This is a genomic window from Kitasatospora sp. NPDC056446 (assembly GCF_042796115.1).
Classification (GTDB): Bacteria; Actinomycetota; Actinomycetes; order Streptomycetales; family Streptomycetaceae; genus Kitasatospora.
The window spans coordinates 60,845-83,423 of the sequence record NZ_JBHTRF010000010.1; the positions used below are offsets into that span (position 1 = coordinate 60,845).

The 22,579-nt window shown below is 75.6% G+C and carries 27 protein-coding genes; 13 read left to right on the top strand and 14 right to left on the bottom strand.

The features are described from left to right. Nucleotides 1-70 precede the first annotated feature (70 nt). Nucleotides 71-682, bottom strand: coding sequence for a hypothetical protein (locus ACFQ6N_RS09480; RefSeq protein ID WP_380648053.1), 612 nt, complete (start codon nucleotides 680-682; stop codon nucleotides 71-73). Nucleotides 683-727: 45 nt separating this feature from the next. After that, nucleotides 728-1,573: a TIGR03084 family metal-binding protein gene (locus ACFQ6N_RS09485; RefSeq protein ID WP_380648054.1), complete on the bottom strand. Its 846-nt coding sequence runs from the start codon at nucleotides 1,571-1,573 to the stop codon at nucleotides 728-730. Nucleotides 1,574-1,719: 146 nt separating this feature from the next. Between ACFQ6N_RS09485 and ACFQ6N_RS09490 the strand changes: the two genes are divergently transcribed. Next, the gene (locus tag ACFQ6N_RS09490; RefSeq protein ID WP_380648056.1) at nucleotides 1,720-2,496 is read left to right on the top strand and encodes a LuxR C-terminal-related transcriptional regulator; all 777 of its coding nucleotides are present in this window, start codon (nucleotides 1,720-1,722) and stop codon (nucleotides 2,494-2,496) included. 88 nt (nucleotides 2,497-2,584) lie between these two features. On the opposite strand, the gene ACFQ6N_RS09495 is transcribed toward ACFQ6N_RS09490, so the two are convergent. Further along, complete coding sequence (locus ACFQ6N_RS09495) at nucleotides 2,585-4,120, bottom strand: AMP-binding protein (RefSeq protein WP_380648058.1); 1,536 nt, start codon at nucleotides 4,118-4,120, stop codon at nucleotides 2,585-2,587. Nucleotides 4,121-4,582: 462 nt separating this feature from the next. On the opposite strand from ACFQ6N_RS09495, the gene ACFQ6N_RS09500 reads away from it, so the two are divergent. The 3 genes from ACFQ6N_RS09500 to ACFQ6N_RS09510 all read left to right on the top strand — a co-directional run bounded on the left by ACFQ6N_RS09500 (nucleotide 4,583) and on the right by ACFQ6N_RS09510 (nucleotide 6,179). Then, nucleotides 4,583-4,975 carry a GNAT family N-acetyltransferase gene (locus ACFQ6N_RS09500; protein WP_380648059.1) on the top strand — a complete coding sequence of 131 codons (393 nt, stop codon included), beginning with the start codon at nucleotides 4,583-4,585 and terminating at the stop codon, nucleotides 4,973-4,975. Between the two features lie 5 nt (nucleotides 4,976-4,980). Further along, nucleotides 4,981-5,367, top strand: coding sequence for a VOC family protein (locus ACFQ6N_RS09505; protein WP_380648061.1), 387 nt, complete (start codon nucleotides 4,981-4,983; stop codon nucleotides 5,365-5,367). Nucleotides 5,368-5,531: 164 nt separating this feature from the next. Further along, complete coding sequence (locus ACFQ6N_RS09510; RefSeq protein ID WP_380648064.1) at nucleotides 5,532-6,179, top strand: NAD(P)-dependent oxidoreductase; 648 nt, start codon at nucleotides 5,532-5,534, stop codon at nucleotides 6,177-6,179. Nucleotides 6,180-6,230: 51 nt separating this feature from the next. Here the strand turns inward: ACFQ6N_RS09510 and ACFQ6N_RS09515 are convergent, their stop codons facing one another. Continuing rightward, nucleotides 6,231-7,013 carry a dioxygenase gene (locus ACFQ6N_RS09515; protein ID WP_380648066.1) on the bottom strand — a complete coding sequence of 261 codons (783 nt, stop codon included), beginning with the start codon at nucleotides 7,011-7,013 and terminating at the stop codon, nucleotides 6,231-6,233. Between the two features lie 140 nt (nucleotides 7,014-7,153). On the opposite strand from ACFQ6N_RS09515, the gene ACFQ6N_RS09520 reads away from it, so the two are divergent. The 4 genes from ACFQ6N_RS09520 (at nucleotide 7,154) to ACFQ6N_RS09535 (ending at nucleotide 9,323) form a co-directional block, all read left to right on the top strand. Beyond that, nucleotides 7,154-7,621 (top strand): MarR family winged helix-turn-helix transcriptional regulator, encoded by a 468-nt coding sequence (locus ACFQ6N_RS09520; protein WP_380648231.1) that lies wholly within the window; start codon nucleotides 7,154-7,156, stop codon nucleotides 7,619-7,621. A gap of 74 nt (nucleotides 7,622-7,695) precedes the next feature. Then, nucleotides 7,696-8,118 carry a hypothetical protein gene (locus ACFQ6N_RS09525; RefSeq protein ID WP_380648067.1) on the top strand — a complete coding sequence of 141 codons (423 nt, stop codon included), beginning with the start codon at nucleotides 7,696-7,698 and terminating at the stop codon, nucleotides 8,116-8,118. Between the two features lie 174 nt (nucleotides 8,119-8,292). Next, a complete protein-coding gene (locus ACFQ6N_RS09530) occupies nucleotides 8,293-8,754 on the top strand; it encodes a molybdopterin-dependent oxidoreductase (protein WP_380648068.1) in 462 nt (153 codons plus the stop codon). Between the two features lie 50 nt (nucleotides 8,755-8,804). Beyond that, a complete protein-coding gene (locus ACFQ6N_RS09535; RefSeq protein WP_380648070.1) occupies nucleotides 8,805-9,323 on the top strand; it encodes a GNAT family N-acetyltransferase in 519 nt (172 codons plus the stop codon). 143 nt (nucleotides 9,324-9,466) lie between these two features. On the opposite strand, the gene ACFQ6N_RS09540 is transcribed toward ACFQ6N_RS09535, so the two are convergent. Then, complete coding sequence (locus ACFQ6N_RS09540) at nucleotides 9,467-10,567, bottom strand: LacI family DNA-binding transcriptional regulator (RefSeq protein ID WP_380648071.1); 1,101 nt, start codon at nucleotides 10,565-10,567, stop codon at nucleotides 9,467-9,469. Nucleotides 10,568-10,731: 164 nt separating this feature from the next. Between ACFQ6N_RS09540 and ACFQ6N_RS09545 the strand changes: the two genes are divergently transcribed. Beyond that, a complete protein-coding gene (locus ACFQ6N_RS09545; RefSeq protein ID WP_380648072.1) occupies nucleotides 10,732-11,697 on the top strand; it encodes a DUF4436 family protein in 966 nt (321 codons plus the stop codon). Between the two features lie 14 nt (nucleotides 11,698-11,711). Here ACFQ6N_RS09545 and ACFQ6N_RS09550 read toward each other — a convergent pair whose 3' ends face one another. Then, complete coding sequence (locus tag ACFQ6N_RS09550) at nucleotides 11,712-12,584, bottom strand: MurR/RpiR family transcriptional regulator (RefSeq protein ID WP_380648074.1); 873 nt, start codon at nucleotides 12,582-12,584, stop codon at nucleotides 11,712-11,714. Between the two features lie 73 nt (nucleotides 12,585-12,657). Between ACFQ6N_RS09550 and ACFQ6N_RS09555 the strand changes: the two genes are divergently transcribed. Next, a complete protein-coding gene (locus ACFQ6N_RS09555; protein ID WP_380648075.1) occupies nucleotides 12,658-13,515 on the top strand; it encodes an EamA family transporter in 858 nt (285 codons plus the stop codon). Nucleotides 13,516-13,587: 72 nt separating this feature from the next. Here ACFQ6N_RS09555 and ACFQ6N_RS09560 read toward each other — a convergent pair whose 3' ends face one another. From ACFQ6N_RS09560 to ACFQ6N_RS09585, 6 genes are all read right to left on the bottom strand, one after another. Then, on the bottom strand, nucleotides 13,588-14,337 hold the full coding sequence (locus tag ACFQ6N_RS09560; protein ID WP_380648076.1) for a GNAT family N-acetyltransferase: 750 nt from the start codon (nucleotides 14,335-14,337) through the stop codon (nucleotides 13,588-13,590). A gap of 169 nt (nucleotides 14,338-14,506) precedes the next feature. Continuing rightward, on the bottom strand, nucleotides 14,507-15,601 hold the full coding sequence (locus ACFQ6N_RS09565) for a WD40/YVTN/BNR-like repeat-containing protein (protein WP_380648077.1): 1,095 nt from the start codon (nucleotides 15,599-15,601) through the stop codon (nucleotides 14,507-14,509). 170 nt (nucleotides 15,602-15,771) lie between these two features. Then, nucleotides 15,772-17,214: a dihydrolipoyl dehydrogenase family protein gene (locus ACFQ6N_RS09570; protein WP_380648078.1), complete on the bottom strand. Its 1,443-nt coding sequence runs from the start codon at nucleotides 17,212-17,214 to the stop codon at nucleotides 15,772-15,774. Next, nucleotides 17,211-17,357, bottom strand: coding sequence for a hypothetical protein (locus tag ACFQ6N_RS09575; RefSeq protein WP_380648079.1), 147 nt, complete (start codon nucleotides 17,355-17,357; stop codon nucleotides 17,211-17,213). The genes ACFQ6N_RS09570 and ACFQ6N_RS09575 overlap by 4 nt, the downstream gene beginning before the upstream one ends. 167 nt (nucleotides 17,358-17,524) lie before the next feature. Beyond that, nucleotides 17,525-18,259 (bottom strand): alpha/beta fold hydrolase, encoded by a 735-nt coding sequence (locus tag ACFQ6N_RS09580; protein WP_380648080.1) that lies wholly within the window; start codon nucleotides 18,257-18,259, stop codon nucleotides 17,525-17,527. A 243-nt stretch (nucleotides 18,260-18,502) separates the two neighbouring features. Continuing rightward, the gene (locus ACFQ6N_RS09585; protein ID WP_380648081.1) at nucleotides 18,503-18,892 is read right to left on the bottom strand and encodes a thioredoxin family protein; all 390 of its coding nucleotides are present in this window, start codon (nucleotides 18,890-18,892) and stop codon (nucleotides 18,503-18,505) included. Nucleotides 18,893-19,065: 173 nt separating this feature from the next. Between ACFQ6N_RS09585 and ACFQ6N_RS09590 the strand changes: the two genes are divergently transcribed. Genes ACFQ6N_RS09590 through ACFQ6N_RS09600 form a run of 3 tightly spaced genes read left to right on the top strand, consistent with a single transcriptional unit; the run spans nucleotide 19,066 to nucleotide 21,105 of the window. Next, a complete protein-coding gene (locus ACFQ6N_RS09590) occupies nucleotides 19,066-19,686 on the top strand; it encodes a hypothetical protein (RefSeq protein WP_380648082.1) in 621 nt (206 codons plus the stop codon). A gap of 16 nt (nucleotides 19,687-19,702) precedes the next feature. Further along, complete coding sequence (locus tag ACFQ6N_RS09595; RefSeq protein WP_380648084.1) at nucleotides 19,703-20,305, top strand: sigma-70 family RNA polymerase sigma factor; 603 nt, start codon at nucleotides 19,703-19,705, stop codon at nucleotides 20,303-20,305. Next, on the top strand, nucleotides 20,302-21,105 hold the full coding sequence (locus ACFQ6N_RS09600; RefSeq protein WP_380648085.1) for a zf-HC2 domain-containing protein: 804 nt from the start codon (nucleotides 20,302-20,304) through the stop codon (nucleotides 21,103-21,105). Before ACFQ6N_RS09595 ends, ACFQ6N_RS09600 begins: the two co-directional genes overlap by 4 nt. Before the next feature lie 61 nt (nucleotides 21,106-21,166). Here ACFQ6N_RS09600 and ACFQ6N_RS09605 read toward each other — a convergent pair whose 3' ends face one another. Together ACFQ6N_RS09605 and ACFQ6N_RS09610 are read right to left on the bottom strand one after the other, a co-directional pair. Next, complete coding sequence (locus ACFQ6N_RS09605; RefSeq protein ID WP_380648087.1) at nucleotides 21,167-21,880, bottom strand: hypothetical protein; 714 nt, start codon at nucleotides 21,878-21,880, stop codon at nucleotides 21,167-21,169. Further along, a complete protein-coding gene (locus tag ACFQ6N_RS09610; protein WP_380648088.1) occupies nucleotides 21,877-22,542 on the bottom strand; it encodes a hypothetical protein in 666 nt (221 codons plus the stop codon). The genes ACFQ6N_RS09605 and ACFQ6N_RS09610 overlap by 4 nt, the downstream gene beginning before the upstream one ends. Nucleotides 22,543-22,579 lie beyond the last annotated feature (37 nt).

Genomic DNA, 22,579 nt, shown 5'->3' on the forward strand with positions numbered 1-22,579 from the left:
GCCCCGGAACAGGCCGAACAGGCCGAGTGGGCCGGCCGGCCCGGCAGGCCGGCCGGGCCGGCCGGGAAGGTCAGGCCGGGTAGCCGATCTCCGCGAGGTCCTCCGCGAGCTCCTCCAGGTCGGTGTCCGGGTTGAGCGCCGCCACCACCTCCGGGGTGAGCGGGCGCAGCGCCAGGACGTGCCCGATCGCGGCGAGGTCCAGCGGCTGCTCCGACTCGAAGTACTCCTCGGCCCAGTCCCGGTACGCCTCGGCCGAGCCGTCCAGCACCAGCGCGAACAGCTCCGCGCCGGACTGCTCGGCGGCCGGGCCCTGCCAGGCCGCGTCGCCGGGGGCGCGCCAGAAGCAGAGGGTGACGGTGGGCCCGTCCTCGTCCCCGAAGGCGGGCTCCTCGGCGAAGCGGCGGAACTCCTCGGGGACGGCCGCGAGCAACTCGGGGGCGTTGGGGGTCTCGTGGTCGAAGCCGCGTCCGTAGGCGCCGGCGGGGGAGAAGACCACGACCCAGTCGTCGCCCTCGCCGTTGCGCATCGAGGCCAGCACCTCGTCCTCGTCCCAGGAGGCGTCGAAGGAGTGGTACCGCGCCTCCCAGTCGTCCGGGCTGAGGATCGCGTCGAGGGTGGCCAGCGCGCGGCAGCGGTCGCGCAGGTCGGAAATGGCGGGCAGGTTGCCGAGCAGGGCGTTCATGCCCGCCATTGAACCCCAAAGCCGGACCCCGGAGCGACGCCGGTGCTACGCCCGGGGCGGGCGTTCCTTGCCCGGCGCCCCCGCGAAGGCCTGGGCGATCGGGAGCCAGGCGGTGGCGACCGGGCCGGTGGCGGTGAGGGCGAGGTCGTCCCGGTGGCGGCGCCGGGTCACCAGGAGGCAGAAGTCCAGGGCCGGGCCGGTCACCAGGTCCTGTGCCCCGGCCGGGCCGAGGGCCCACGTCCCGCCGTCGGGGGCGGTCAGTTCGAGCCGTACCGGCCGTTCCGGCGCGGGCAGGCCGTGCACGGTGAAGGCGAATCCCAGGGTGCGCAGCCCCAGGTGGGCGATGTGCCGCAGCCGGGCGGTCGGCTCGCGGGTGACGCCGAGCGCGTCGGCGACGTCCTGGCCGTGCGCCCAGGTCTCCATCAGCCGCGCGGTCGCCATCGACGCGGGCTTCATCGGCGGGCCGAACCAGGGCAGCCGTACGTCGGCCGGCGCGGCGGACAGCGCCTCCCGCGCCGCCTCCCGCCCGGCCCGCCAGCGGGCGAGCAGCACCACCGGCTCGGCGGCGGCGCCCTCCCGCGCCCCCTCCTCGACCGGGTCGGCCCCGGCCGCCACCAGTTCGGCGAAGCGGGCGCCGAGCGCCGCGTCGAAGCCCTCCGCGTCCCGGGCGGCCAGCGCCGTCCAGTCGTCGGTCCAGGCCAGGTGGGCGATCTGGTGCGCGATCGTCCAGCCCTCGGCGGGCGTCGACCGGGTCCAGCCCTCCGCCGGCAGGCCGGTGAGCAGCCCGTCCAGGACGGCGCTCTCGGCCCGCAGGTCCTCCAGCACGCCCAGGACGTCCGCCGCGGGCGGCGCCGGGGCGTGCGGGGCGCTGGGAGTGCTCGGCTCGGTCATCGGTTTCCCCTCCGATCAAGGCAGTCGCTACCCGCCCGTAGTCACGGCCGCACCCTACGCCCGCCCCGCCACCGGCGCCCGGCACTCCGCGAAACACGCACGTCGGAACCCTCGCCACCGCCCGCACCGCGTGTGACAATCGCGCGATGACGAGCGCGGACACCCCCCAAGCTGCGCGCCCGGCCGACGGTACCGCGCGCCCCGAGGACCCCGAACTCGACGCCCGGGCGGCCGAGCTGGTGCGGGACGCCGTGCTGGGCGACCTCGCCCGGCGGGTGGTGGCGGAGTGCGGCGTCGACGTCGGCCTGGTCGGCCTGCCGGAGCCGCTGCCGGGCCACGGGAAGGGCTGCGAGGGCATGGTGCTGCGCCACTGGGCCGGCACCCGGGCGGACCTGCTGCACAACGTGCCCGTCCCGGCCGGACTCGGCCTCGGCGGCCGGGCGCTCGCCGAACGCGCGCCCACCTGGGTGCCCGACTATCGTGCGGCGACGACCATTTCGCACCACTACGACGCGGCCGTGGCGGCCGAGGACCTGTACGCGATGCTCACCGTCCCGCTGCTGGACGGGGCCGCCGTGCACGGCGTGGTGTACGCCTCGGTACGTGCCGTGGTGCCGTTCGGGGACGTCCGGATCGCCGCCGTCGGCGGCCTCGCCCGGGCCGCCGCGCGGGCGCTCGCCGGAGCCGCCGCCTGGAACCGCGAGAAGCCCCGGCCAGCCGCCCCCGTACGGCCGTTGACCCCGCGCGAGCACGAGGTGCTGCGCTGGGCGGCGACCGGCCGGACCAACCCGGAGATCGCCGCCCGGCTGGGCCTGACCTGCAACACCGTGACCGGCTACCTCAAGTCCGCGATGCACAAGCTCGGCGTCCGCAACCGGACCGAACTCGCCCTCGCCGCGCGGGAGTCGGGCCTGGTCGGCTGAGCCCCGGCGACCCGGCGACCCGGCGACCCGGCGACCCGGCGACCCGGCGGCCCGGCGGCCCGGCGGCCCGGCGGCCGGGCGGGCCTGGTCAGTTGACCCCGCGCTCCCGGTCGGCCCAGTACGGCTCGCGCAGCCGGAACTTCTGCAGCTTCCCGGTGGCGGTGCGCGGCAGCGCGTCCCGGAACTCCACCGAGGTGGGCGACTTGTAGCCGGCCAGCCGCTGCTTGCAGTGCGCGATCAACTCGCCCTCGGTGACCGGCCCGTGGCCCTCCCGCAGGACCACCAGCGCCTTCACCGTCTCGCCCCACTTCTCGTGCGGCACCCCGATCACCGCGGCCTCGGCGACCGCCGGGTGGCCGTACAGGCAGTCCTCCACCTCGATCGAGGAGACGTTCTCCCCGCCGCTGATGATGACGTCCTTCTTCCGGTCCGAGATCGTCAGCTGCCCGTCGGTGAGGACGCCGCCGTCGCCGGTGTGGAACCACTCGTCCCGCAGCGCCTCGGCGGTGGCCTCGGGCTGCTGCCAGTAGCCGTCCAGCACCGTGTTGGAGCGCACCAGCACCTCGCCGGAGGCGTCCACCCGCAGCCGGGTACCGAGTGCCGGGGCGCCCGCCTGCACCAGCTTCTCGGCCCGCTCGGCGGCCGGCAGCGCGTCCCACTCGGCCCGCGAGCGGTTGACCGTGACGATCGGGGAGGTCTCGGTCAGCCCGTAGAGCTGCATGAACTCCCAGCCGAGCTGCTCCTCGACCTGCTGCACCACCGAGGTCGGCGGCGGGGCGCCGGCCACGATCATCCGCACCCGGTCCCGGCCGGGCACCGGGCCGTCCCAGTCGGCGGCCGCGTCCAGCACCATCTGGACCACGGCGGGCGCGCCGGACAGGAAGGTCACCCCGTGCCGCTCGACCCGGCGCAGGATCTCCGCGCCGTCCACCTTGCGCAGCACGATGTGCCGGGCGCCGAGCCCGGTCAGCGAGAACGGCAGGCCCCAGCCGTTGGCGTGGAACATCGGCAGGGTGTGCAGGTAGACGTCCCGGTCGTTCGCGCCGTAGTGCAGGCCCATCAGCGTCGCGTTCAGCCAGACGTTGCGGTGGGTGAGCTGAACGCCCTTGGAGCGGGCGGTCGTTCCGCTGGTGTAGTTGATGGTGGCGGTGTCGTTCTCGGAAACCGCGTACTGCCGGGGGGAGTTGTCGAAGTCGTACAGCAGGGCGTCGCTGTCCGCGCCGAGCACGAACTTGTGCTTGGCCACCACTCCGTCGAGCGCGTCGGCGAGTTCGGGGTCGACCAGCAGGACGGAGGCGCCGCTCTGCTCGATGATGTACGCGACCTCCTCGGCCTTCAGCCGGAAGTTCACCGGCACCAGCACCCGGCCGTACCCGCTCACGCCGAAGAAGGAGGTGAGCAGCCGGGCCGAGTTGTGCGAGACGACCGCGACCCGCTCGCCGGGCCCGACCCCGAGCCGGTCCAGCCCGGCCGCCTGGGCCCGGGCGAGTCCGGCGACGCGGCGGTAGCTCAGCTCGCCCCAGGATTCGGCCGGCTGCACCGGCTCGTCGACGATGCCGACCCGGTCGCCGTAGACCAGCTCGGCCCGGTCGAGGAAGTCCATCACGGAGAGTGGAATCTGCATGGGCCCACTGTCCTCCCCCACCCGCCTCCTGCACACCCCCGATCGGGGGTGTCGCCCGCCCCCCGGCGGCCCTTCCGCCGTCGGTCGAGCCAGGCGCGGATACCGGGCCCGAGAGCCCGCCCCGGCGCCGCCGACTGGTAGGAAGGGCGCACCGCACGGTCATCCACCCACGGGGAGAACACCCATGAGCGACGAACTGCCCGGCTCCGGCCACTGCCTCGCGGAGGACGTCTCCGTCTCCCCGGCCGGCACCGACCCCGGCGAGCCCGGTCCGACCGCGCTGGGGCTGGGAGGGCCCGGAGAAGTGACCGTCACCGTGCATCCGACCGCCGAAGGCCTGCTGCTGAGGCCCTTCGAGTCCGCGGACGCGCCGGCCCTGGTCGAGATATACCGGGACGAGACGCTGCGCCGCTTCACCGCACCCCGCTGGACACGGCCGAGCAGGCCGCGCACTGGCTGGGCGTGCAGTACGAGGGCCGGCTGGCCGGCACCCGGTACACCTTCGCGGTCGTCGAGGCCGGCCGGCTGGTCGGCACCGTGGTGCTCAAGCGCGGTGCGCCGGGCGGGGGGACGGCCGAGGTGGGGTACTGGACGGCGGGCCCGGCCCGCGGCCGGGGCGTGGCACCGCGCGCGGTGGAGGCTCTCACCGTCTGGGCGTTCGACGTCTTCGCGGAGGACGGCCTGGGCCGGCTCGACCTGCTGCACGAGGGCGACAACCACGCCTCCTGCCGGGTCGCGGAGAAGAGCGGCTACCCGCTGCTGGAGATCGTTCCGGCGTTCCCGCCCTATCCGCTGGACGGCCACCGGCACTCCCGGAAACGGCTGGACGGATCCGAACACGGCAGGTCAGAGTAGGCCTCATGGCTTCTCTGGTACGACATGTGACGATCGATTGCGCCGACCCGTACGCCCTGGCGAGCTTCTGGGCGCAGGCACTGGACGGCACCCTGGCCGAGGACGACAACCCGGGGGACGAGGAGGCCGCGGTGCTGTCCGACGGCGCCCAGCTGCTGTTCATCCGGGTGTCCGACGGCAAGTCGGTGAAGAACCGGGTCCACCTCGACCTCCAGCCGCAGGACCGCGGCCGGGACGAGGAGGCGGCGCGTCTGGTCGCCCTGGGCGCCACCGTGCTGGGCGACCACCGCCGGCCGGACGGCACGGGGTGGATCACCCTGGCGGATCCGGAGGGCAACGAGTTCTGCGTCGAGCGCAGCCGGGCCGAGCGCGTCGCCACCGGTCAGGCCTGAGCCGGATCCCCGCTTCGGCCGCCCGCCCGGAGGCCGCTGCGGGGAGTCCGTCCGATAATCGACCCTGTCCGATGCCGATCGGCCGGACGCCGATCGGACGGGTGTTGTCCGCTCCGGCGCCGGTCGGCACCCGCAGCCCCACCGAGCCACCAGGCAGGTACCCCATGGCCAGGATCGCCGTGATCGGCGCCAACGGCAGCATCGGCAGCGCGGTCGTCGCGGAGGCGGCGGCGCGCGGGCACGAGGTCACCGCCGTGGTCCGCGACCCGGACCGCTACCGGGGCGGGGCCGCCGCCGTCGAGCGCGGGGACGTGCTGGACCCGGCGGACGTGGCCCGGGTCGCGGCCGGCCGGGACGTCCTGGTGAGCGCGGTCGGCGGCGGCGACGGCCCGGGCCACCTGGCGCTGATCGAGCCCGCCGCCCGCTCCCTGGTCGAGGGCCTGCGCGGGCTCGACGGCGCGGCGCCCCGGCTGATCGCGGTCGGCGGGGCGGGCAGCCTGGAGACCGCGCCGGGCGTGCGGGTCTGGGACGCCCCGGGGCTGCCGGGGCCGGTCCTGCAGATCATGCACGCGCACGGCGCGGCGCTGGACTACTTCCGGACGGTCTCCGACCTCCGCTGGACGGTGCTCAGCCCGGCCGCCGAGATCGGCCCGGGGGAGCGGACCGGCCGGTACCGCACCGGACTGGAGCAGCTGCTCACCGACGCCGAGGGGCGCAGCCGGATCTCGGTGCCGGACTACGCGGTCGCCCTGGTGGACGAGATCGAGCAGCCCGAGCACATCGGCGAGCGCTTCACCTGCTGTGCCCTGTGAGCGCCGGCCCTATGGTGCCGGTCCTCGCGGGCGCCGGCCCCGGTGCGGGGTTCAGCCCAGCTGGATCGAGCGCTTGGCCAGGCCCATCCAGAACCCGTCGATGACGCTGCGCTGGCTGTCCAGGTCGGCCTCGCCGGCGCCGAGGGTGACGAACAGCGGGGCGAAGTGCTCGGTGCGCGGGTGGGCGAGGCGCCCGGCCGGGGCCTTGTGCTCGAAGTCGAGCAGCGCGTCGAGGTCGTGGGCCTCCAGGGCGCGCCGGCCCCAGTCGTCGAACTCGGCCATCACCGAGGTGATCCGGCCGTCGCTGCTGAGTGCCCGCAGGTTGTGGGTGAAGAAGCCGCTGCCGACGATCAGCACGCCCTCGTCGCGCAGCGGGGCGAGCTTGCGGCCGATCTCCATCAGCCGCCGGGGGTCGAGGGTGGGCAGCGAGACCTGGAGGACCGGGACGTCGGCCTCGGGGTACATCTCGACCAGCGGGACGTAGGCGCCGTGGTCGAGCCCGCGGTCGGGGATGTCCTGGACGGGCGTGCCGGGGGCGCGCAGCAGCTTGCGCACGCGCTCGGCGAGCTCGGGCGCGCCGGGGGCGGCGTACCGGACCTGGTAGTAGTGCTCGGGGAAGCCCCAGAAGTCGTAGACCAGCGGCATGGTGGTGACGGTGCCGAGGGCGAGCGGGGCCTCCTCCCAGTGCGCGGAGACCATCAGGACGGCCTTGGGCCGCGGCAGGTCGGCGGACCAAGCGGCCAGTTCGCCCGGCCAGACCGGGTCGTCGGCCAGCGGCGGAGCGCCGTGCGACAGGTACAGGGCGGGCATGCGCTCGGGGGCCGCGGCGCTCATGGCGTCCTCCTCGGGACCGGATCGTGAGGGTTCACGGGGTGGTGGTTCGATAGTAGTTCAAATTTGAACGTCTACTGGGATCGACGGTACACCTTCGTTCGAATTTGAACAACAGGAGTAGGATTCGTCCCATGTCCTCACTGAACGAACCCCGCTGGCTGGACCCGGACGAGATGGCCGCCTGGCGGGGCTTCGTCACCGCGAGCAACCTGCTGAACCGCCGGCTGGAACGCCAGCTGAAGGACGACTCCGGCCTCTCGCACCAGCAGTACGAGATCCTGGTGCACCTCTCCGCCGCCCCCGGCGACTCGCTGCGGATGACCGAGCTCGCCGACAAGCTGGTCACCTCCAAGAGCGGCCTGACCTACCAGGTCACCCAACTGGAGCGGATGGGGCTGGTCGGTCGCCGCTCCTGTCCCAGCGACGTGCGCGGCGTCTTCGCCGAACTCACCGACCAGGGGCGGGAGGTGCTGCGCCAGGCCGCGCCCGGACACGTCGCCCTGGTCCGCGAGCTGCTGATCGACGTGCTCAGCCGCGAGCAGCTGGCCGTCCTCGCCGAAGGCCTCGGCCGGGTCAGCACCCGGCTCCGCCAGGACGAGACCCCCTGACCCGCCCGCTTCCGGCCGACGCCCCGTCCGTGGTCGAATGATCCGAACGTGCGAGCGACAGAGGGGGGATCCGAATGCTCGTGGACATTCTGACCGCGGTCGTCGAGGTGCTGGGGGCGGTGGGCGGACCGGCGCCCGGAGATCCGGAGACGGACGGGAAGAAGAGCGGTGACGCGTTCGCCGAGGGGCAGGTGCTGGTCTTCCCGGGTTCGGTCACCGGAGCCCGGCCGTACTGCCGTCCGACGGCGGAGTTCCTGCACGTCTCGGTGACCGCGCTCGCGATCTCGCCGCTGCGCGCGAGCAGCGCGCGGGCCCACCACCTGCCCGCCGGGCTGGAGGTGGCCGAGGTCCGGCGGTGGCGCGAGGGCGACCCGGAGGCGATCGAGAGGCACTGGGACGTGATCGAGTGCCGGGACGGCGAGGACGTGGTCCTGGTCGGCTGCTCCACCGGCAGTGCCCGCTACGTCCTGCGGGCGCTGCAGCCGGGGGACGACTGAGCGGGAGCCCGGGTTCCGGCGGGCAGGGCCGCAGATTCCGGCCGAACGGCGGATATGCCATCGCAGCTGCGGATGAATACGGCCTTTCAGGCTCGCAGCTGCGAATGCCCGGATGGTTCCTCGGGTAGTCCTCCTCCCGGGGCGCGGCGCTGCGGCCCGGGAGGAGGGAGCACCATGACCCCGGCGAGACCCACCGTCCGGCTGTACGGCCACCTCGACCGGCCCGCCGAGCTGACCGTCGACCAGCTGCGCGCCCTCCCCGCCCACCGGGTCGAGGTCAGCTTCGACTGCCGGACCGAGGGCGAGCAGCGCCACGGCTACGAGGGCCCCGCGCTGCTCGACGTGCTGCGCGAGGCCCGCCCCCGGATGGACTTCTCCGGCCGCAAGCAGCGGCTGCGCTTCCTGCTCTCGGTGGCCGGCGCCGACGGCCACCGGGCGGTGGTCTCCTGGGCCGAGATCGACCCGGAGTTCGGCGGCCGGCGGATCCTGCTGGCCACCAGCATGGACGGCGCCCCGCTGGACGCCGTCGGCCCGCAGCTCGTCGTCCCCGACGACTACTGTGGCGCCCGGTACGTCAGTGCCGTCACCGCCGTCTGGCTCGGCCCGCTGGGCGACCCGGCGCACCCGACCGCGTAGCACGGCAAAAAGGCTCGCCGGAGCCGGGTTTCCGTGCCAACATGCCCCATATGGGGACGATTCTGCACGGCGCCCTGGTCACGCTCCGACCGGCCACCACCGACGACATCCCGGCCCTGGCGGCCATCCGCGGCACGCCCGAGGTGTTCGCCCGTTGGAGGGGCGGTGACGACCTGCCCGCCGAGGTCGCCAACGACCTGGAATCGCCCGACACCGAGACCTTCGCGGTCGACCTGGGCGGCCAGGTGGTCGGCGCCATCCAGTGGTACGCCAACAACGACGACGAGTACCGGCACGCCGGGATGGACCTCTACCTGGATCCGACGGTGCACGGCATGGGCCTGGGCACCGACGCGGTGCGCACGATGGCCCGCTACCTGGTGAAGGTCCACCACTACCACCGGCTGGTGATCGACCCGGCCGCGGACAACCTCGCCGCGATCCGCTGCTACACCAAGGTCGGCTTCCGGACGGTCGGCACCATGCGCCAGTACGAGCGCGGGTCGGACGGCACCTGGCACGACAACCTGCTGATGGACCTGCTCGCGGACGAACTGCTGGACGGCTGACGGCAGTTCGCCCGCGCCCCGGCGGGGGCCCGCGGGCGGACGCAGGGGTGGTCGGACGATTCGTCGCCTGCCCGCCCGGACCTGTGCGGCGGACGGCGCCGCCGGCGGCGGCGCGCCGGTGTCAGCCCAGGGCCGCGCCGGTGTCAGCCCAGGGCCGCGCCGGTGTCGGCCAGGGCCGCGCCGGTGTCGGCCAGGGCCGCGCCGGTGGTGTCGGCCGGAGCAGCCCGGTCCGGCGCCGGGCAGCCGCAGGAGCGCCGCACCACCAGCCGGGCCGGGAAGGTCCGGGCACCGGCGGCGCGGCTCCCGGCCCCGCCGAGGACGAGGTCCAGCGCGGCACGGGCCATCTCGTCCTGCGCGGTGGTCACCGTGGTCAGCGCGGGACCGGCGATCACCGCCTCGGCGATGTCGTCGAAACCGGCCACCGCCAGGTCCTCCGGCACCCGGATCCCGAGGTCGTCGGCGGCCCGCAGCAGACCGATCGCCTGGTCGTCCGTCGTGCAGAACACGGCGGACGGCCGGTCCGGCCGGGCCAGCAGGGCGAGCGCCCCGGCGTGCGCCCGGACGCGGTCGAACGGCGCCGGGACGAGCCGACCCTCGGTGGGCAGCCCGGCCTCCTCCAGCGCGGCGACCCAGCCGGCCGTCCGCCCGGTGACCGGGTCGTGCGGGCTGAGCGACCGGGTGCCGCCGAAGCAGTGCACCTCGGCGTGCCCGTGCCCGAGCAGGTGGCGGACCACCTCGCGGGCGCCGCCCTCGTCGTCCGCGACCACGGCGACGCCGTTCTCGCTCTCCGCGCGGTGGTGCAGCAGCACCACCGGGGTGCCGTCGGCCACGTCGAAGCCGGTCAGCCCCGGGGTGGCCGGGTCCTGGGTGACCAGGATCAGGCCGTCCACCTGCATCCCCAGGAAGGCGCGGATGTAGTGCGCCTCGCGCTCGTCCGCGTAGTCGGAGTTGCCGATCAGCAGCAGCCGGCCGTGCTCGGCGGCGGCCTGCTCGACGGCGTGGGCGAGCCCTGCGAAGAACGGCTGCCGGGCGTCCGGCACGACCATCCCGAGCAGGTTGGTCCGCCGCCGCGCCATCGCCTGGGCGACCCGGTTGGGCCGGTAGCCGAGCTCCTCGACCGCCGCGAGCACCCGCGCCCGGGTCGCCGGCGCCACCGGCCGCGGCCCGTCGTTGATCACATAACTCACGACCGCCGTGGACGTCCCCGCCGCCCGTGCCACATCGTCCCTCGTCACCCTCGCCATGAGCGTTGAGCCTACACAGCACCTCCGACACCTCCGACCAGCGTGTTTTCCGCGCACCCGGCGGGCCCCGATCGGCCGTCTGCGGTTGCGCGGCGGGCGGCGGCGCGCGGAGGGTGGCGGAACGGGCGGCCGCCGTCGCCGCCGCCGACCGTGGGAGCAGGCCGATGAGCACGCCGCCGCGCCGCCGGACCGCCCGGCCACCGCGCCCGACGGCCCGGCCGCCGGTCCGCATCCGGGCCCGCAGCCGCGCCCGGGCGCGCGCCACGAACGCCGTCCGGCCGAAGGTCAGGCCCTGGCGCGCGTACGCCGTGCTGGCGGCGATCGTGCTGTCCGTCGCCGCCGGGCTGCTGCTCTACCTCGACGAGCGCTCCAGCCGCAGCCACGACCAGATCGCCGGGACCGCCCCCGGTCCGGACTTCCTGGAGGTGGACGTGGTGCTCCAGCGGGTCGACGCGGCCGCGCAGACGCTCACCGCCAAGGTCCTGCTGCTGCCGCACGGAGCCCTGGCGGTGCCGGACGACCCGCTGGCGCCGGCCCGCGACGTCGTGCTGGAGACCACCTCGCTGGAACAGACCTCGCTCAAGTACCCGGCGGGGCAGCGGATCGCCTCCGGCGCGGTGATGTTCAACCTGCTCGACGGGCGGGTCACCGACTACCCCTTCGACCGCTACCACGCGCTGATCGGCTTCCAGGCCACCGCCGGCGGGCAGCCCGTGCCGGTGGTGATCGGGGTCGGCGAGGCCGATCCGTTCTTCGCCTTCAAGCTGAGCGCCGAGGACAGCGAGGGGGGCGCCGTCGCGGTCACCGAGCGGATCAGCCGCTCGCGCAGCACCTTCATCCTGGCCTGGTTCATGATGGCGGCGATGTGGGCGCTGGCGCTGTCCGTCCTGGTGGCGGCCTGGCTGATCGTCCGGCAGCGGCGGGGGATCCTCTGGCCCGCCCTCGGCTGGATGGCGGCCACCCTGTTCGCGCTGGTCGGCATGCGCAACGCCGCGCCCGGCAGCCCGCCGATCGGTTCGCTGCTGGACTACGCGGCGTTCTTCTGGGCGGAGCTGCTGGTCGCGGTCGGCCTGACCATGGTCGTGGTCCGCGGCGCCCGGGTCGAGGGCGGGCACCCGCCCACCGGGTAGGCCCGGCCGCACGGTCAGTACGCGTGGTCGGCCGTGACGTCCTCGGAGAGCCGCAGCGCCCGCTCGGCCCGCGGCCCGCGCAGCGCCAGCAGGGTCTGGGCGAGCGCGTCCACGGCGGCCAGGTGGGCCAGCCGGCTGGCGGTGGTCTCCAGGCCGAAGACCAGCTCCTGCCCGCCCGCGACCAGGGTGCGGGTGGCCGTCTCGGTGAGCGGCGAGCGGGCGTAGCTGGTGAGCGCCAGCACGTCGGCCCCGGCCTCGCGGGCCAGCCGGGCGGCGTCCACCACGGTGCGGGTCGCGCCGGTGTGGCTGACCGCGAGGCAGACGCCGCCCGGCCCGAGCCCGGCGGCGGCCAGCTGGGCGGTGATCGGGTCGGCGGGGGAGTCCACCAGCAGGCCGAGCGCGCGCAGCCGGTACGCGAGGTCGAGCACCACCGCGCCGGACAGCCCGGCGCCGAGCAGCACCACCCGGTCCGCGCCGTCCAGCAGCGCGGCGGCCGCCCGCAGGTCGTCGGCGCGGAGCGTGGCGGTGAGGCCGTCCAGGGCGGCCCGGGCGGCGCGCAGGGTGTCGGCGAGCGCCCGGGCGGCCGGATCGCCCCGGTCGGCCGGGTCGGCGGGGTCGGGTGCGGCGGCGGGGGCGTGCCGGGCGGCGGCGATCTTCAGCTCCTGGTAGCCGCGGAAGCCGAGCCGCTGGCACGCCCGGACCACCGAGGAGGGGGCGGTGCCCGCCAGCGTCGCCACGTCGCTGACGCTCAGGTGCACCAGGTCGGTGCCACGCTCCAGCACCACCCGGGCGACCCGGGCCTCGGTGCCGCGCAGCTCGCCGAGCCGGGCCCGGATCTGCGCGGCGAGACGGGACTCCAGGGGCGTGAACTCGGAATGTCCTTCCATGGCGCTAGGATAGCGTGGAATTCGATTCCAAGCCTGCCGGGACACCGGCGGGCCGTCGGAGGGGAGGTCCGTCATGCCCGGTCCCGTCCCGGTGGTGCCGGTCGCCGTGCTCACGGCGGCCGTGCTGCACGCCGTCTGGAACGGCCTGGCGCACCGGATCCCGGACAAGCTGGTCGGCTTCGCGCTGATCAACCTGACCTACACCGGCTGCGGGCTCGTCCTGGTGCTGCTCAACCCGCTGCCGGCGGCTGCCGCCTGGCCGTACCTGCTGTCCTCGGTCGCGGTCGAGGTGGCCTCCACACTGCTGCTGCTGAAGGCGTACCAGCTGGGCGACTTCGGCCAGATGTACCCGATCGCCCGGGGCACGGCGCCGCTGCTGGTGGCGCTGATCTCGGCCACGCTGCTCGGGCGGCCCCCGGGAGCCGGGCAGCTGCTGGGCGTGGCGGTGATCTCCTGCGGGCTGATCGGGCTGGCCTTCGCCCAGGGCATACCCGGGCGGGCGCAGCTGCCCGCGCTGGGGGCCGCCGTCGGGACGGGCGTGATGATCGCCGTGTACACGGTGCTGGACGGCAACGGCGTCCGGCACGCCGGGACGGTCGGCGGCTACGTGGCCTGGCTGTTCCTGCTCCAGGGGCCCGTCCTGGCGCTGATCGTCCGGGTCCGGCGCGGCCCCTCGCTGCTCGCCGGGGCCGGGCGGGCGGTGCCGCTGGGGATCGCGGGCGGGGTGCTCTCGCTGACGGCGTACGGCCTGGTGGTGTGGGCGCAGTCCCGGGGGGACCTGGCGACGGTCGCGGCGCTGCGGGAGACCAGCATCGTGATCGCCGCGCTGATCGCCGCGGTGGTGTTCCGTGAGCGCCTCGGCCGGCTGCGGCTGACCGCGGCGCTCACGGTCCTGGGCGGCATCGTCGTCCTGGAACTGGCCCACCCTTAGGCAGCAGACCAGCCCCTAGGGAGCCGGCCCGCCCCCGGGGAACCGTCCCCAGGGGCGGGCTCCGGGGGTGGGCTACTCCGGGACGATCACCGTCAGCGAGGTCTCCTGCAGCAGGAAGTCCAGCGACTCGTAGAGCCGGCGGGCCGGGTTGCCCTCGGACACCACCAGGTGGACGTCGGCGAGCCCGCGCGCGGCCGCGTCCGCGACCGCGCGGCGCAGGACGTCGGCGCCGAGGCCCCGGTAGCCGCGAAGGGGGTGGCGGAAGACCTCGGCGACCCAGGGCAGGCCGTCGCGGTCGGTGAGGATCGCCCCGGCGACCACCCGGTCCTCCGGGTCCACGGCCAGCACGCTGGAGGGCAGCACCGGCCCGACGGCCCGGCCGGCCAGCAGGGTGGCGACGCGTTCGGAGAGCGCCTGGGCGTCGTCGCCGGGGAAGTGGTCGACGTGGCCGGGGGCGAAGGCGGCCCGCCAGGCCTCGAACAGCTCCTCGGGCGCGCGGTCGCAGGGCACCGCCCGCAGGCCCTCGCGCAGCGGGGCCCCGGCCCAGTCGGCGGGCGGGGGGTCGGCGCGCAGGTCCCGCCGGAAGGTGTGGGCGTGGCGTAGCACCGTCGCGCCGTCGGCGACCAGCCGCTGCCCGAGCTCGGGGCTGCCGGAGACCACCCACCCGGGCAGCTCGGCGCGGATGAACCCGGCCGCGTCCGCCGATCCGTCCAGCACCTCCAGCAGGTCGGCCCAGGGCCGGCCCTCCCGTTCGCCCTGCTGGTAGCGCAGCACCGGCGTGCCGCCGCCGTCGTACCTGACCACCCAGTCCGCTTCGGCCATGGCCCACCCCTTTACACGTGTTCGCACGAGATCGTTCGTCGGCGGCTCATGCTCACCGGAACCGTGCACCGGGGCAACCGGTTTTCCGGCGGGCGTCCGGGCGTCCGGGCGTCCGGGCGTCCGGGTGTCCGGGCGTAGGGCGGTGGAACGTCCGGCGGGCCGCCTCCGCTCAGGCGACCTCCGCCGCCCGGACGCAGAGTACGTCGGGCAGGTGGGCGAGCAGCAGCGACCAGCTCTCGCCCTCGTCCCGGCTGCCGTAGACGTCGCCGGTCCGGTTGCCGAAGTAGATCCCGACCGGGTCGGCGTCGTCGGTGCGCAGGCCGTCGCGCAGCACGATGCCGTAGTGGTCCTCGCCGGGCAGGCCGTCGGCGAGCTGCTGCCAGCTGGTGCCGCCGTCGGTGGTGCGGAAGACCCGGCAGCGCCGGCCGGGCGGGACGCGGTCGTCGGAGCCGCCGAGCGGGAAGAGGTAGGCGGTGTCGCCCCGGCGGGGGTGGGCGGCCACGGCGAAGCCGAACTCGGCGGGCAGCCCGTCGACGATCGATCGCCAGCTGCCGCCCCAGTCGTCGCTGCGGTAGACGCCGCCGTGGTTCTGGAGGTAGAGCCGGTCCGGCTGGACCGGGTCGGCGGCGATCTTGTGCACGCACTGGCCGAACTCGGGGTACTGGCTCTCCGGCGGGAGGAACTCGGCGCGCAGCCCGGTGTTGGAGGGCTCCCAGCTGTCGCCGCCGTCCTTGCTGCGGTAGACGCCGCCGCTGGAGACGGCGACCAGCAGCCGCTGCGGGTCGCGCGGGTCGGTGAGGATGGTGTGCAGGCCCTGGCCGCCGTAGCCGGCGCCCCACTGCGGCCGCTGGGGGTGCTCCCAGAGCGACTCGACCAGGGCGAAGGTCTCGCCGCCGTCGGTGGAGCGGAACAGTGCGGCGGGTTCGGTGCCCGCGTAGACGACGCCGGGGGCCTCGGCCCCGGCGGGCTGGAGCTGCCAGACCCGGGTGAGCGAGGCGCCGGTCGACTCGGGGAAGCGGATGGCCGGCCGCGGCGGTTCGTACCAGGTCGCGCCGAGGTCCTCGGAGCGCCAGACCGAGGGGCCCCAGTGGCTGCTGTCGGCGCCGGCGAGGAGTCTGGTCCGGCCGCCGCGGCGGTCGATGGAGACGGAGTAGATCGCGTTCATCGGGAAGTGCGGCCCGCTGAACTCCCACGTCAGCCGGTCGCGGCTGCGGCCGAGAAAGAGGCCCTTCTCGGTTCCGACAGCCAACAGCACCTCGGTCATGCCTCACACCACCTGGTCACGAGCGCGGCCCCCCGGGACGGCCCCCGACTGCCAGTGTCCCGCCGTCCACGGGTGGTCACACCTCGCCGCGCCGTTCACCCGGGAGGGCCGGCGCCGGGCCGGGCGGTGGGCCGGGCGGTGGGGGCCGGTCCCGGGGTGCTACTCCCGTGCTACTCCCGGCAGCCCTCCAGCAGCCGCAGCCAGACCTCGCTGATCGTCGGGTAGGCGGGCACCGCGTGCCAGAGCCGGTCGATCGGCACCTCGCCGACCACCGCGACGGTCGCGGAGTGCAGCAGTTCGGCCACGGCGGGGCCGACCAGGCAGGCGCCGACCAGCACCCCGCGGTCCAGGTCGACGACCACCCGGGCCTGCCCGCGGTAGTCGTCGCCGTAGAGCGACGCCCCGGCGACGGCCCCGAGGTCGTGGTCGACGGCCTTGACCCGCAGCCCGGCCTCCTCGGCGGCGGCCAGGGTCAGGCCGACGGCGGCGACCTCCGGTTGCGTGAACACCACCTGGGGCGCGCCCGCGAGGTCGGCGGACGCGGCGTGCGCGCCCCAGCGCGAGGTGTCCAGCGGGCTCCCCTGGGCGCGGGCGGCGATCGCCGCGCCGGTGATCCGGGCCTGGTACTTGCCCTGGTGGGTGAGCAGCGCCCGGTGGTTGACGTCCCCGGCGGCGTACAGCCACCCGCCGTCGACGCCGAGCACCGTGCAGCTGTCGTCCACCTCCAGCCAGTCGCCCGGCTTCAGACCGACCTGCTCCAGCCCGACGTCGGCGGTGCGCGGGGCCCGGCCGGTCGCGTACAGCACCTCGTCGGTGGTCAGCCGCTCACCGTCCCCGAGCGTCAGAGTGACCGGCCCGGAGCCGTCCGCCCGTTCCAGCGCGGTGACCTCGGTGCCGAAGCGGAGGTCCACGCCGGCCTCGCGCAGGCCCTCCGCGACCAGCTCGCCCGCGAACGGCTCCATCCGGGGCAGCAGGCCCTCGCCGCGCACCAGCAGCACCACCTCCGAGCCGAGCGCCCGCCAGGCGGTGGCCATCTCCACGCCGACCACCCCGCCGCCGACCACCGCCAGCCGCCCGGGGACGGCGGGCGCGCCGGTCGCCTCCCGGTTGGTCCAAGCGTGGGCCCCGGCGAGCCCCGGCACGTGCGCGGGCAGCACCGGGCGGCTGCCGGTGCACACCGCGACGGCGTGCCGGGCGGTGAGCACCCGCTCACTGCCGTCCTCGGCCTCCACGGTCACCGTCCGCTCGCCGGCCAGCCGGCCGTGGCCGCGGACCAGCTCGATACCGGTGTCCCGCAGCCACCGCACCTGGCCGTCGTCGCTCCAGTGCGAGGCGAAGGAGTCCCGCCGGGCCAGCACCGCGGCCGGGTCCAGCCGGCCGTCGCCGACCGCCTCCCGGGAGCCGGCCACCGCGCGGGCGTCGGCCAGCGCGGCGGCCGGGCGCAGCAGCGCCTTGCTCGGCATGCACGCCCAGTACGAGCACTCGCCGCCGACCAGCTCGGCCTCCACGACGACCGTGCGCAGCCCGGCGGCGACCGTCCGGTCCGCCACGTTCTCGCCGGTCGGGCCGGCTCCCAGGACGATGACGTCGTACTCCTCGGCGGTGCTGGTCATGCCCGGTCCTCCGTCGTGTCGATGGCCGCCCCGGCGCCCGGGTGGCGCGGTGCGGCGGTGCTCCGGGCGGCCGGAGCGGTGGTGCCCGGTCCGAACTCGGGTCCGGCTGCGGGCGGTTCGGTACGGCCGGTCCGCTCGTTCATGGGTTCCCCTCCTCCGCTCGGGTACGGCGTGGGCCCATCCTGCCGCGCCGGGCGCGTCTTCGCGACGGACGGACACGCGGAGTGCGCGGACCGGGCGACCCGTACGGTGCCCAGGGGGGCCGGGGGCGGGCCGGGACGTGCGGGACGGCGGGCGTGCCCGGGCGGGGTCAGAGCGCGGCCAGCTCCGCGAGCACCGCCGCCGTGTCGGCCGGGCGGGAGAACATCGGCCAGTGCCCGGTGGGCAGTTCGCGCAGCTCCCAGTTCGGCCCGTCGAGCCCGACGAACCACGGGTGGCCGGCCGCGATCATCTCCCGGACCTGGGCGATCGGGAACGAACAGGACACCAGTGCCTGCGGCAGGGCGGCCCCGGCGCCGGTCAGCCGCAGCCGGTCCCGGTACGCCCCGGCCGGGTGCGGGGTGGCCCGCGCGCGGATCCGGGCCAGCGTGTCCTCGTCCAGCCCCTCGACACTGGCGCCCTGGGCGGCGATCACGTCCCACGGCGGCAGCGGGAGGCGGCCGTCGACCACCGAGGCGTCGGCCGCCTCGCGGTAGTCGGGCTGCCAGGCGTCGTACAGCGAACCGCCGTCGACCACCGGACCGCTGTCCAGGTAGACCACCCGCCGGATCCGCTCCGGCATCCGGTCCGCGAGCCCGCCCACCGGGGCGGACGCGCCGCTGTGCGCGACCACCACGACGTCCCACAGGTCCTCGCGGACCAGCAGCTCGGCCAGGTCGGCGATGTGCTCCTCCAGGCCGAACTCCCCGGCCTCGCCCGCCCGTTCGGCCAGCCCGGGCAGGCTCACCGGGTGGACGCCGTGCCCGGCGGCGCGCAGCGGCGCGGCCACCTCGTCCCAGGCCCAGGCACCGAGCCAGAATCCGGGGACCAGTACGAACGTGCTCATGGCGGTTCACTCCTTCGTCGGCAGGGCCCCCGTGGGAGGCCCCCGGTGGGGCCGCGGTCACTGACGACTCTAGGAGTGGTGGGGCGGGACGTCGCCCGGATAAGCGCCGGTGGCGCGGCGCCGAGGGGGCGGGGCCGGTTCGAGGCACGGCGGGTCCGGTCCGGGGTACGGCGGGGCCGGTCCGAGGTACGGCGGAGGCCCGGGAAGACGCACTCCCCGGGCCTCCGCCGGCCGGACCGGGCCTCAGGCCTGGCCGCCGGCCGCCTGCTCCTCGGCGACCTTGCGCTTCACCTCGGCCATGTCCAGGCCGCGGGCCTGGCCGATCAGGTCCTCGAACACCGTCTCGGGCAGCGCTCCGGGCTGCGAGAAGACCAGCACGCCCTCGCGGATGATCGCCAGCGTGGGGATCGACTGGATGCCGAACGCGGACGCCAGTTCCTGCTGGGCCTCGGTGTCGACCTTGGCGAAGACCAGGTCCGGGTGGCGCTCGGCCGCCTTCTCGTACACCGGGGCGAACTGGCGACAGGGACCGCACCACCCGGCCCAGAAGTCGATGAAGACGAAGTCCTGGCCCTCCGGGCCGGGGACGATGTCGTCGAAGTTCTCCTTGGTCAGCTCGACCGTGCTGCTCATCTCGCGGTTCCTTCCCTTCCGGAGGAGGCGGTACAGGCCATCTGCCCGTGTGCCCGCCACAACGGTCGTGGTCGACCGGGTATTCCGGAGCCGGACGGGCCGGCGGTGAGCAGCCGGCCGCCGCCGTCCGTACAGGAGGGTGTCCAGTCCGTACCGACCGCGGGAGGCACCCCATGCCCCGCACACCCCGTACCCGCCGCGCCGCCGTGATGGCCGCCGCCGGGATCGCGGCAGTCACCCTGATCGCCGGCTGCGGGTCGTCCGGGGGCGGCAAGTCCGGCGCACCGAGTATGTCGACCACGCCCGGCTCGTCGAGCTCGACGAGTTCGCCGGGCAGCGCGAGCGCCCCGGCGAGCGCCACCCTGCAGACCGCGAACGACCCCAAGCTGGGCACGATCGTCACCGACAGCGCCGGCTTCACGCTCTACCGCTTCGACCAGGACGAGAGCAACCCGTCGGAGTCCTACTGCAACGGCAGCTGCTCCACCATCTGGCCGCCCGAGCACGCCGCGGGCAACGTCACGGTGAAGGGCATCGACAGCAAGCTGGTCGGCACCGTCACCCGTTCGGACGGCACCAAGCAGGTCACCCTCAACGGCTGGCCGGTCTACCGCTACTCGCCGGACGCCAAGCCCGGCGACACCAAGGGCCAGGGCGTCGGCGGCACCTGGTTCGCGGTCACCCCGACCGGCGGCAAGGCGGGCGCCGCGATGAACAGCACCCCGGCCCCGGCCCCGAGCACCAAGCCGAGCCCGGCCACGCCCAGTCCGATGCCCAGCACCCCGGGCTACTGACCGGGGCGGCTGACCGATGCCGACCGCCGTCGACCAGGAGGCCCGGGTGCGCGACGATGATGTGGTGACCGAGGAGCACCCCGTCGGCGGCACGGCCGGCCACGGCGCGGGGGCGTCGGACGAGGAGTTGATGCGCGCCCTGTACCGCGAGCACGCCGGTCCGCTGCTCGGGTTCGTGCTCCACCTGGTCGCCGGGGACCGGCAGCGGGCCGAGGACGTCGTCCAGGAGACCCTGCTCCGGGCCTGGCGCAACATCCACCGGCTCGACCCGGGGGCGGGCTCGCTGCGGCCCTGGCTGGCCACGGTCGCCCGGCGGATCGTGATCGACGAGCACCGCGGCGCCCTGGCCAGGCCGCACGAGGTGGCCGCCACCGCGCTGGAACTGCTGCCCGCCGAGGACGAACTCGACCGGGCGCTACGGATGATGACCGTCGCGGACGCGCTCGGCGACCTCTCGGCGGCGCACCGCGAGATCATCGTGGAGACCTATCTGAAGGGCCGCACGGCCAACGAGGCGGCGGCCGTGCTCGGCATCCCGGCCGGGACCGTCCGGTCGCGGGTGTTCTACGCCCTGCGCTCGCTCAGGCTCGCACTGGAGGAACGGGGAGTGACATCGTGACCAAGCGCCCCGACCCCGCGCCCGGCGACCTGCCCGGTGACACGCCTGGCGGCAGCGGCGGCACCGGCGGCACCGGCGGCACCGGCGGCACCGGCGGCCCTGGCGGCCCGGAGCACGTCGACGCCGGGGCGTACGTCCTCGGCCTGCTGGAGCCCGCCGAGCGCACCGCCTTCGAACGTCACCTCGCGGACTGCCCCCGGTGCGCCGAACAGGTGGCCGGGTTCGGCTTCGTCGAACCGCTGCTCGCCGAGTACGCCGCCTCCGCGACCTCCGCCGGGCTGGACCCGGCCGCCCCCGCGCCGCGTCCGGACCCGCACCTCCTGGACCGGCTGGTCGCCGAGGCCGGCACCGTCCGGCGGCGCGGCCGGGTGCGCCGGCTGGTGCTCGCCCTGGCCGCGACCGCGATGGTGGCGGCGGGCCCCGCCGTCACGGCCGCGGTGCTCACCGCGGACAGCACGCCCGCCGTGGTCGCGGTGGCCGAGCAGTTCAGCGCCACCGATCCGGCCACCGGCGCGCACGCCACCGTCGGTGTGGACGGGACCACCTGGGGCAGCCGGGTCAGCATGCAACTCTCCGGTGTCCGGGGCCCGTTGACCTGCGCCCTGGTCGCCGTCTCACACACCGGGGCCCAGCAGACGGTGAACACCTGGACCGTCCCGGCGGGCGGCTACGGGAGCCCGGACGGGGTGCTGCGCACCACCGGCGGAGCGGCGCTCCAGCCGGGCGACATCGACCACTTCGAGGTGCGCGTCCAGGGCACGGGCGCCGTCCTGGTCGCCGTGCCGGCGCACCGGGCCTGAGCCGGTCCCGCTGGGCCTGAGCCGGTCCCGCCGGGCCTGAGCCGGTCCCGCCGGGCCGGGCTCAGTACGGCCCGTGCACGGGGCGGTACGCGGCCAGTCGCTCGACCCGGGCGGCGCCCCGGACGCCGGGCCAGTGCGGATCCGGCTCGCCGGTGCCGGACATGTGCTCCCGCCGCCACGTGCGGCTCCAGCCGACCCGCAGCGTCGGCTCGAAGCTGTGCCACCGTCCGCACGGGCACGGCGTCAGCACCCGTGCGCAGGACCGGCACAGCCCGGCCAGGCCGTCGCAGCCCGGGACCGGCACCCGCACCGGCGGGCCCTCCTCCCCGCAGGCCGGGCAGCCGGGCAGCTCGGCGCCGTCCAGCAGCGCGTTCTGCCGCCGGACGTAGTCGGGCAGGCTCAACGGCGGGTGCAGGAAGGGGTCGTGGCTCCACGCGGAGTCCGGCGACCCCCACCAGGACAGGTGCCACCAGGCCGGCCGCGAGGTCTGCCGCCGCCCGGCCCGCTTCTCCGCGCGGCGCTGCGCCCGGTACTCCTCGGCCCGGGCCCGCCACAGCTCCCGTGCCTCGTGCAGCTCGTCCACCGCGCGCGGCAGCGAGTCCGGGTCGGTCTCCAGGTGCCGGGGCATCCGGGCGGCGACCGTGAGGTGGTGGTAGGTCGCCCGTAGCCCGTACGGGGCGAAGCAGGTCAGGCAGGTGCGCAGCGCACTGTGCCGCCGGTACAGCGGTAGCGAGGTGTCGTGCACCCGGGCCCGGTGCGTGTGGAAGCTGGTCATGCCGGTGGCTCCGGGGCCGGGGCCGGGGCCGGCTCCGGGTCCAGGTCCAGCGCGCGGGCGATCGCGGCGGTGAGGGCGGCGGCGTGGTCGGGCAGGTGCCGTTCGGCCCAGCGCGCCGCCAGGTCGAGGAAGTCCCGCAGGTCCCGTTCGGCGTCGGCGAGCAGGCGGCGCAGCTCGGCCGGCGGCAGCTCGATCACGGCGCTGCCCGGGTCCTCGGCGTCCTGGGTGAGCCGGACGACCCTGCCGACGTACTCGGCCCGGGCGTCCGGGTCGTGGCCGAACCAGGCGGTGCCGCCGCCGTCGGTGACGTCCAGCCAGCCTCGCCACTCCCCCAGGCCGGTGCAGCAGCCGGGTTCGAAGACGGTGCCGGTGGCGGGGTCGGTCACCCACAGGCCGCCGGGGGCGTACGGGCCGGGGTCGGTGAGCAGCCCGTGCAGGAAGGCCCCGAGCGGGTCCTCCGGGCGGGGGCCGCGTTCGGCGGCCTCCTCGGGGCTGAGCTCGACGTCGTTGAGGTCGGCCAGCTGCCAGAGTGCCGTGCCCACCTCGGCCGGCGTCAGCTTCCCGTGCAGGGGGAGGCTCCCGTACGGCCCGTGGTCGCTCGTGGGCCAGAGGGTGAAGCCGTCGGTGGCGCGTATCTCCAGGACCGGCTGCATCGACATCATCGGGTGATCATGCCGGACGGCCGCTCCGCCGGTCGCG

Excerpts from the sequence above, each read along its gene's own strand:
- ACFQ6N_RS09480 (WP_380648053.1), bottom strand. The coding sequence starts at position 682 with ATGAACGCCCTGCTCGGCAACCTGCCCGCCATTTCCGACCTGCGCGAC.
- ACFQ6N_RS09485 (WP_380648054.1), bottom strand. The coding sequence starts at position 1,573 with ATGACCGAGCCGAGCACTCCCAGCGCCCCGCACGCCCCGGCGCCGCCC.
- ACFQ6N_RS09490 (WP_380648056.1), top strand. The coding sequence starts at position 1,720 with ATGACGAGCGCGGACACCCCCCAAGCTGCGCGCCCGGCCGACGGTACC.
- ACFQ6N_RS09495 (WP_380648058.1), bottom strand. The coding sequence starts at position 4,120 with ATGCAGATTCCACTCTCCGTGATGGACTTCCTCGACCGGGCCGAGCTG.
- ACFQ6N_RS09505 (WP_380648061.1), top strand. The coding sequence starts at position 4,981 with ATGGCTTCTCTGGTACGACATGTGACGATCGATTGCGCCGACCCGTAC.
- ACFQ6N_RS09510 (WP_380648064.1), top strand. The coding sequence starts at position 5,532 with ATGGCCAGGATCGCCGTGATCGGCGCCAACGGCAGCATCGGCAGCGCG.
- ACFQ6N_RS09515 (WP_380648066.1), bottom strand. The coding sequence starts at position 7,013 with ATGAGCGCCGCGGCCCCCGAGCGCATGCCCGCCCTGTACCTGTCGCAC.
- ACFQ6N_RS09525 (WP_380648067.1), top strand. The coding sequence starts at position 7,696 with ATGCTCGTGGACATTCTGACCGCGGTCGTCGAGGTGCTGGGGGCGGTG.
- ACFQ6N_RS09530 (WP_380648068.1), top strand. The coding sequence starts at position 8,293 with ATGACCCCGGCGAGACCCACCGTCCGGCTGTACGGCCACCTCGACCGG.
- ACFQ6N_RS09535 (WP_380648070.1), top strand. The coding sequence starts at position 8,805 with ATGGGGACGATTCTGCACGGCGCCCTGGTCACGCTCCGACCGGCCACC.
- ACFQ6N_RS09540 (WP_380648071.1), bottom strand. The coding sequence starts at position 10,567 with ATGGCGAGGGTGACGAGGGACGATGTGGCACGGGCGGCGGGGACGTCC.
- ACFQ6N_RS09545 (WP_380648072.1), top strand. The coding sequence starts at position 10,732 with ATGAGCACGCCGCCGCGCCGCCGGACCGCCCGGCCACCGCGCCCGACG.
- ACFQ6N_RS09550 (WP_380648074.1), bottom strand. The coding sequence starts at position 12,584 with ATGGAAGGACATTCCGAGTTCACGCCCCTGGAGTCCCGTCTCGCCGCG.
- ACFQ6N_RS09555 (WP_380648075.1), top strand. The coding sequence starts at position 12,658 with ATGCCCGGTCCCGTCCCGGTGGTGCCGGTCGCCGTGCTCACGGCGGCC.
- ACFQ6N_RS09560 (WP_380648076.1), bottom strand. The coding sequence starts at position 14,337 with ATGGCCGAAGCGGACTGGGTGGTCAGGTACGACGGCGGCGGCACGCCG.
- ACFQ6N_RS09565 (WP_380648077.1), bottom strand. The coding sequence starts at position 15,601 with ATGACCGAGGTGCTGTTGGCTGTCGGAACCGAGAAGGGCCTCTTTCTC.
- ACFQ6N_RS09570 (WP_380648078.1), bottom strand. The coding sequence starts at position 17,214 with ATGACCAGCACCGCCGAGGAGTACGACGTCATCGTCCTGGGAGCCGGC.
- ACFQ6N_RS09575 (WP_380648079.1), bottom strand. The coding sequence starts at position 17,357 with ATGAACGAGCGGACCGGCCGTACCGAACCGCCCGCAGCCGGACCCGAG.
- ACFQ6N_RS09580 (WP_380648080.1), bottom strand. The coding sequence starts at position 18,259 with ATGAGCACGTTCGTACTGGTCCCCGGATTCTGGCTCGGTGCCTGGGCC.
- ACFQ6N_RS09585 (WP_380648081.1), bottom strand. The coding sequence starts at position 18,892 with ATGAGCAGCACGGTCGAGCTGACCAAGGAGAACTTCGACGACATCGTC.
- ACFQ6N_RS09590 (WP_380648082.1), top strand. The coding sequence starts at position 19,066 with ATGCCCCGCACACCCCGTACCCGCCGCGCCGCCGTGATGGCCGCCGCC.
- ACFQ6N_RS09595 (WP_380648084.1), top strand. The coding sequence starts at position 19,703 with ATGCCGACCGCCGTCGACCAGGAGGCCCGGGTGCGCGACGATGATGTG.
- ACFQ6N_RS09605 (WP_380648087.1), bottom strand. The coding sequence starts at position 21,880 with ATGACCAGCTTCCACACGCACCGGGCCCGGGTGCACGACACCTCGCTA.
- ACFQ6N_RS09610 (WP_380648088.1), bottom strand. The coding sequence starts at position 22,542 with ATGATGTCGATGCAGCCGGTCCTGGAGATACGCGCCACCGACGGCTTC.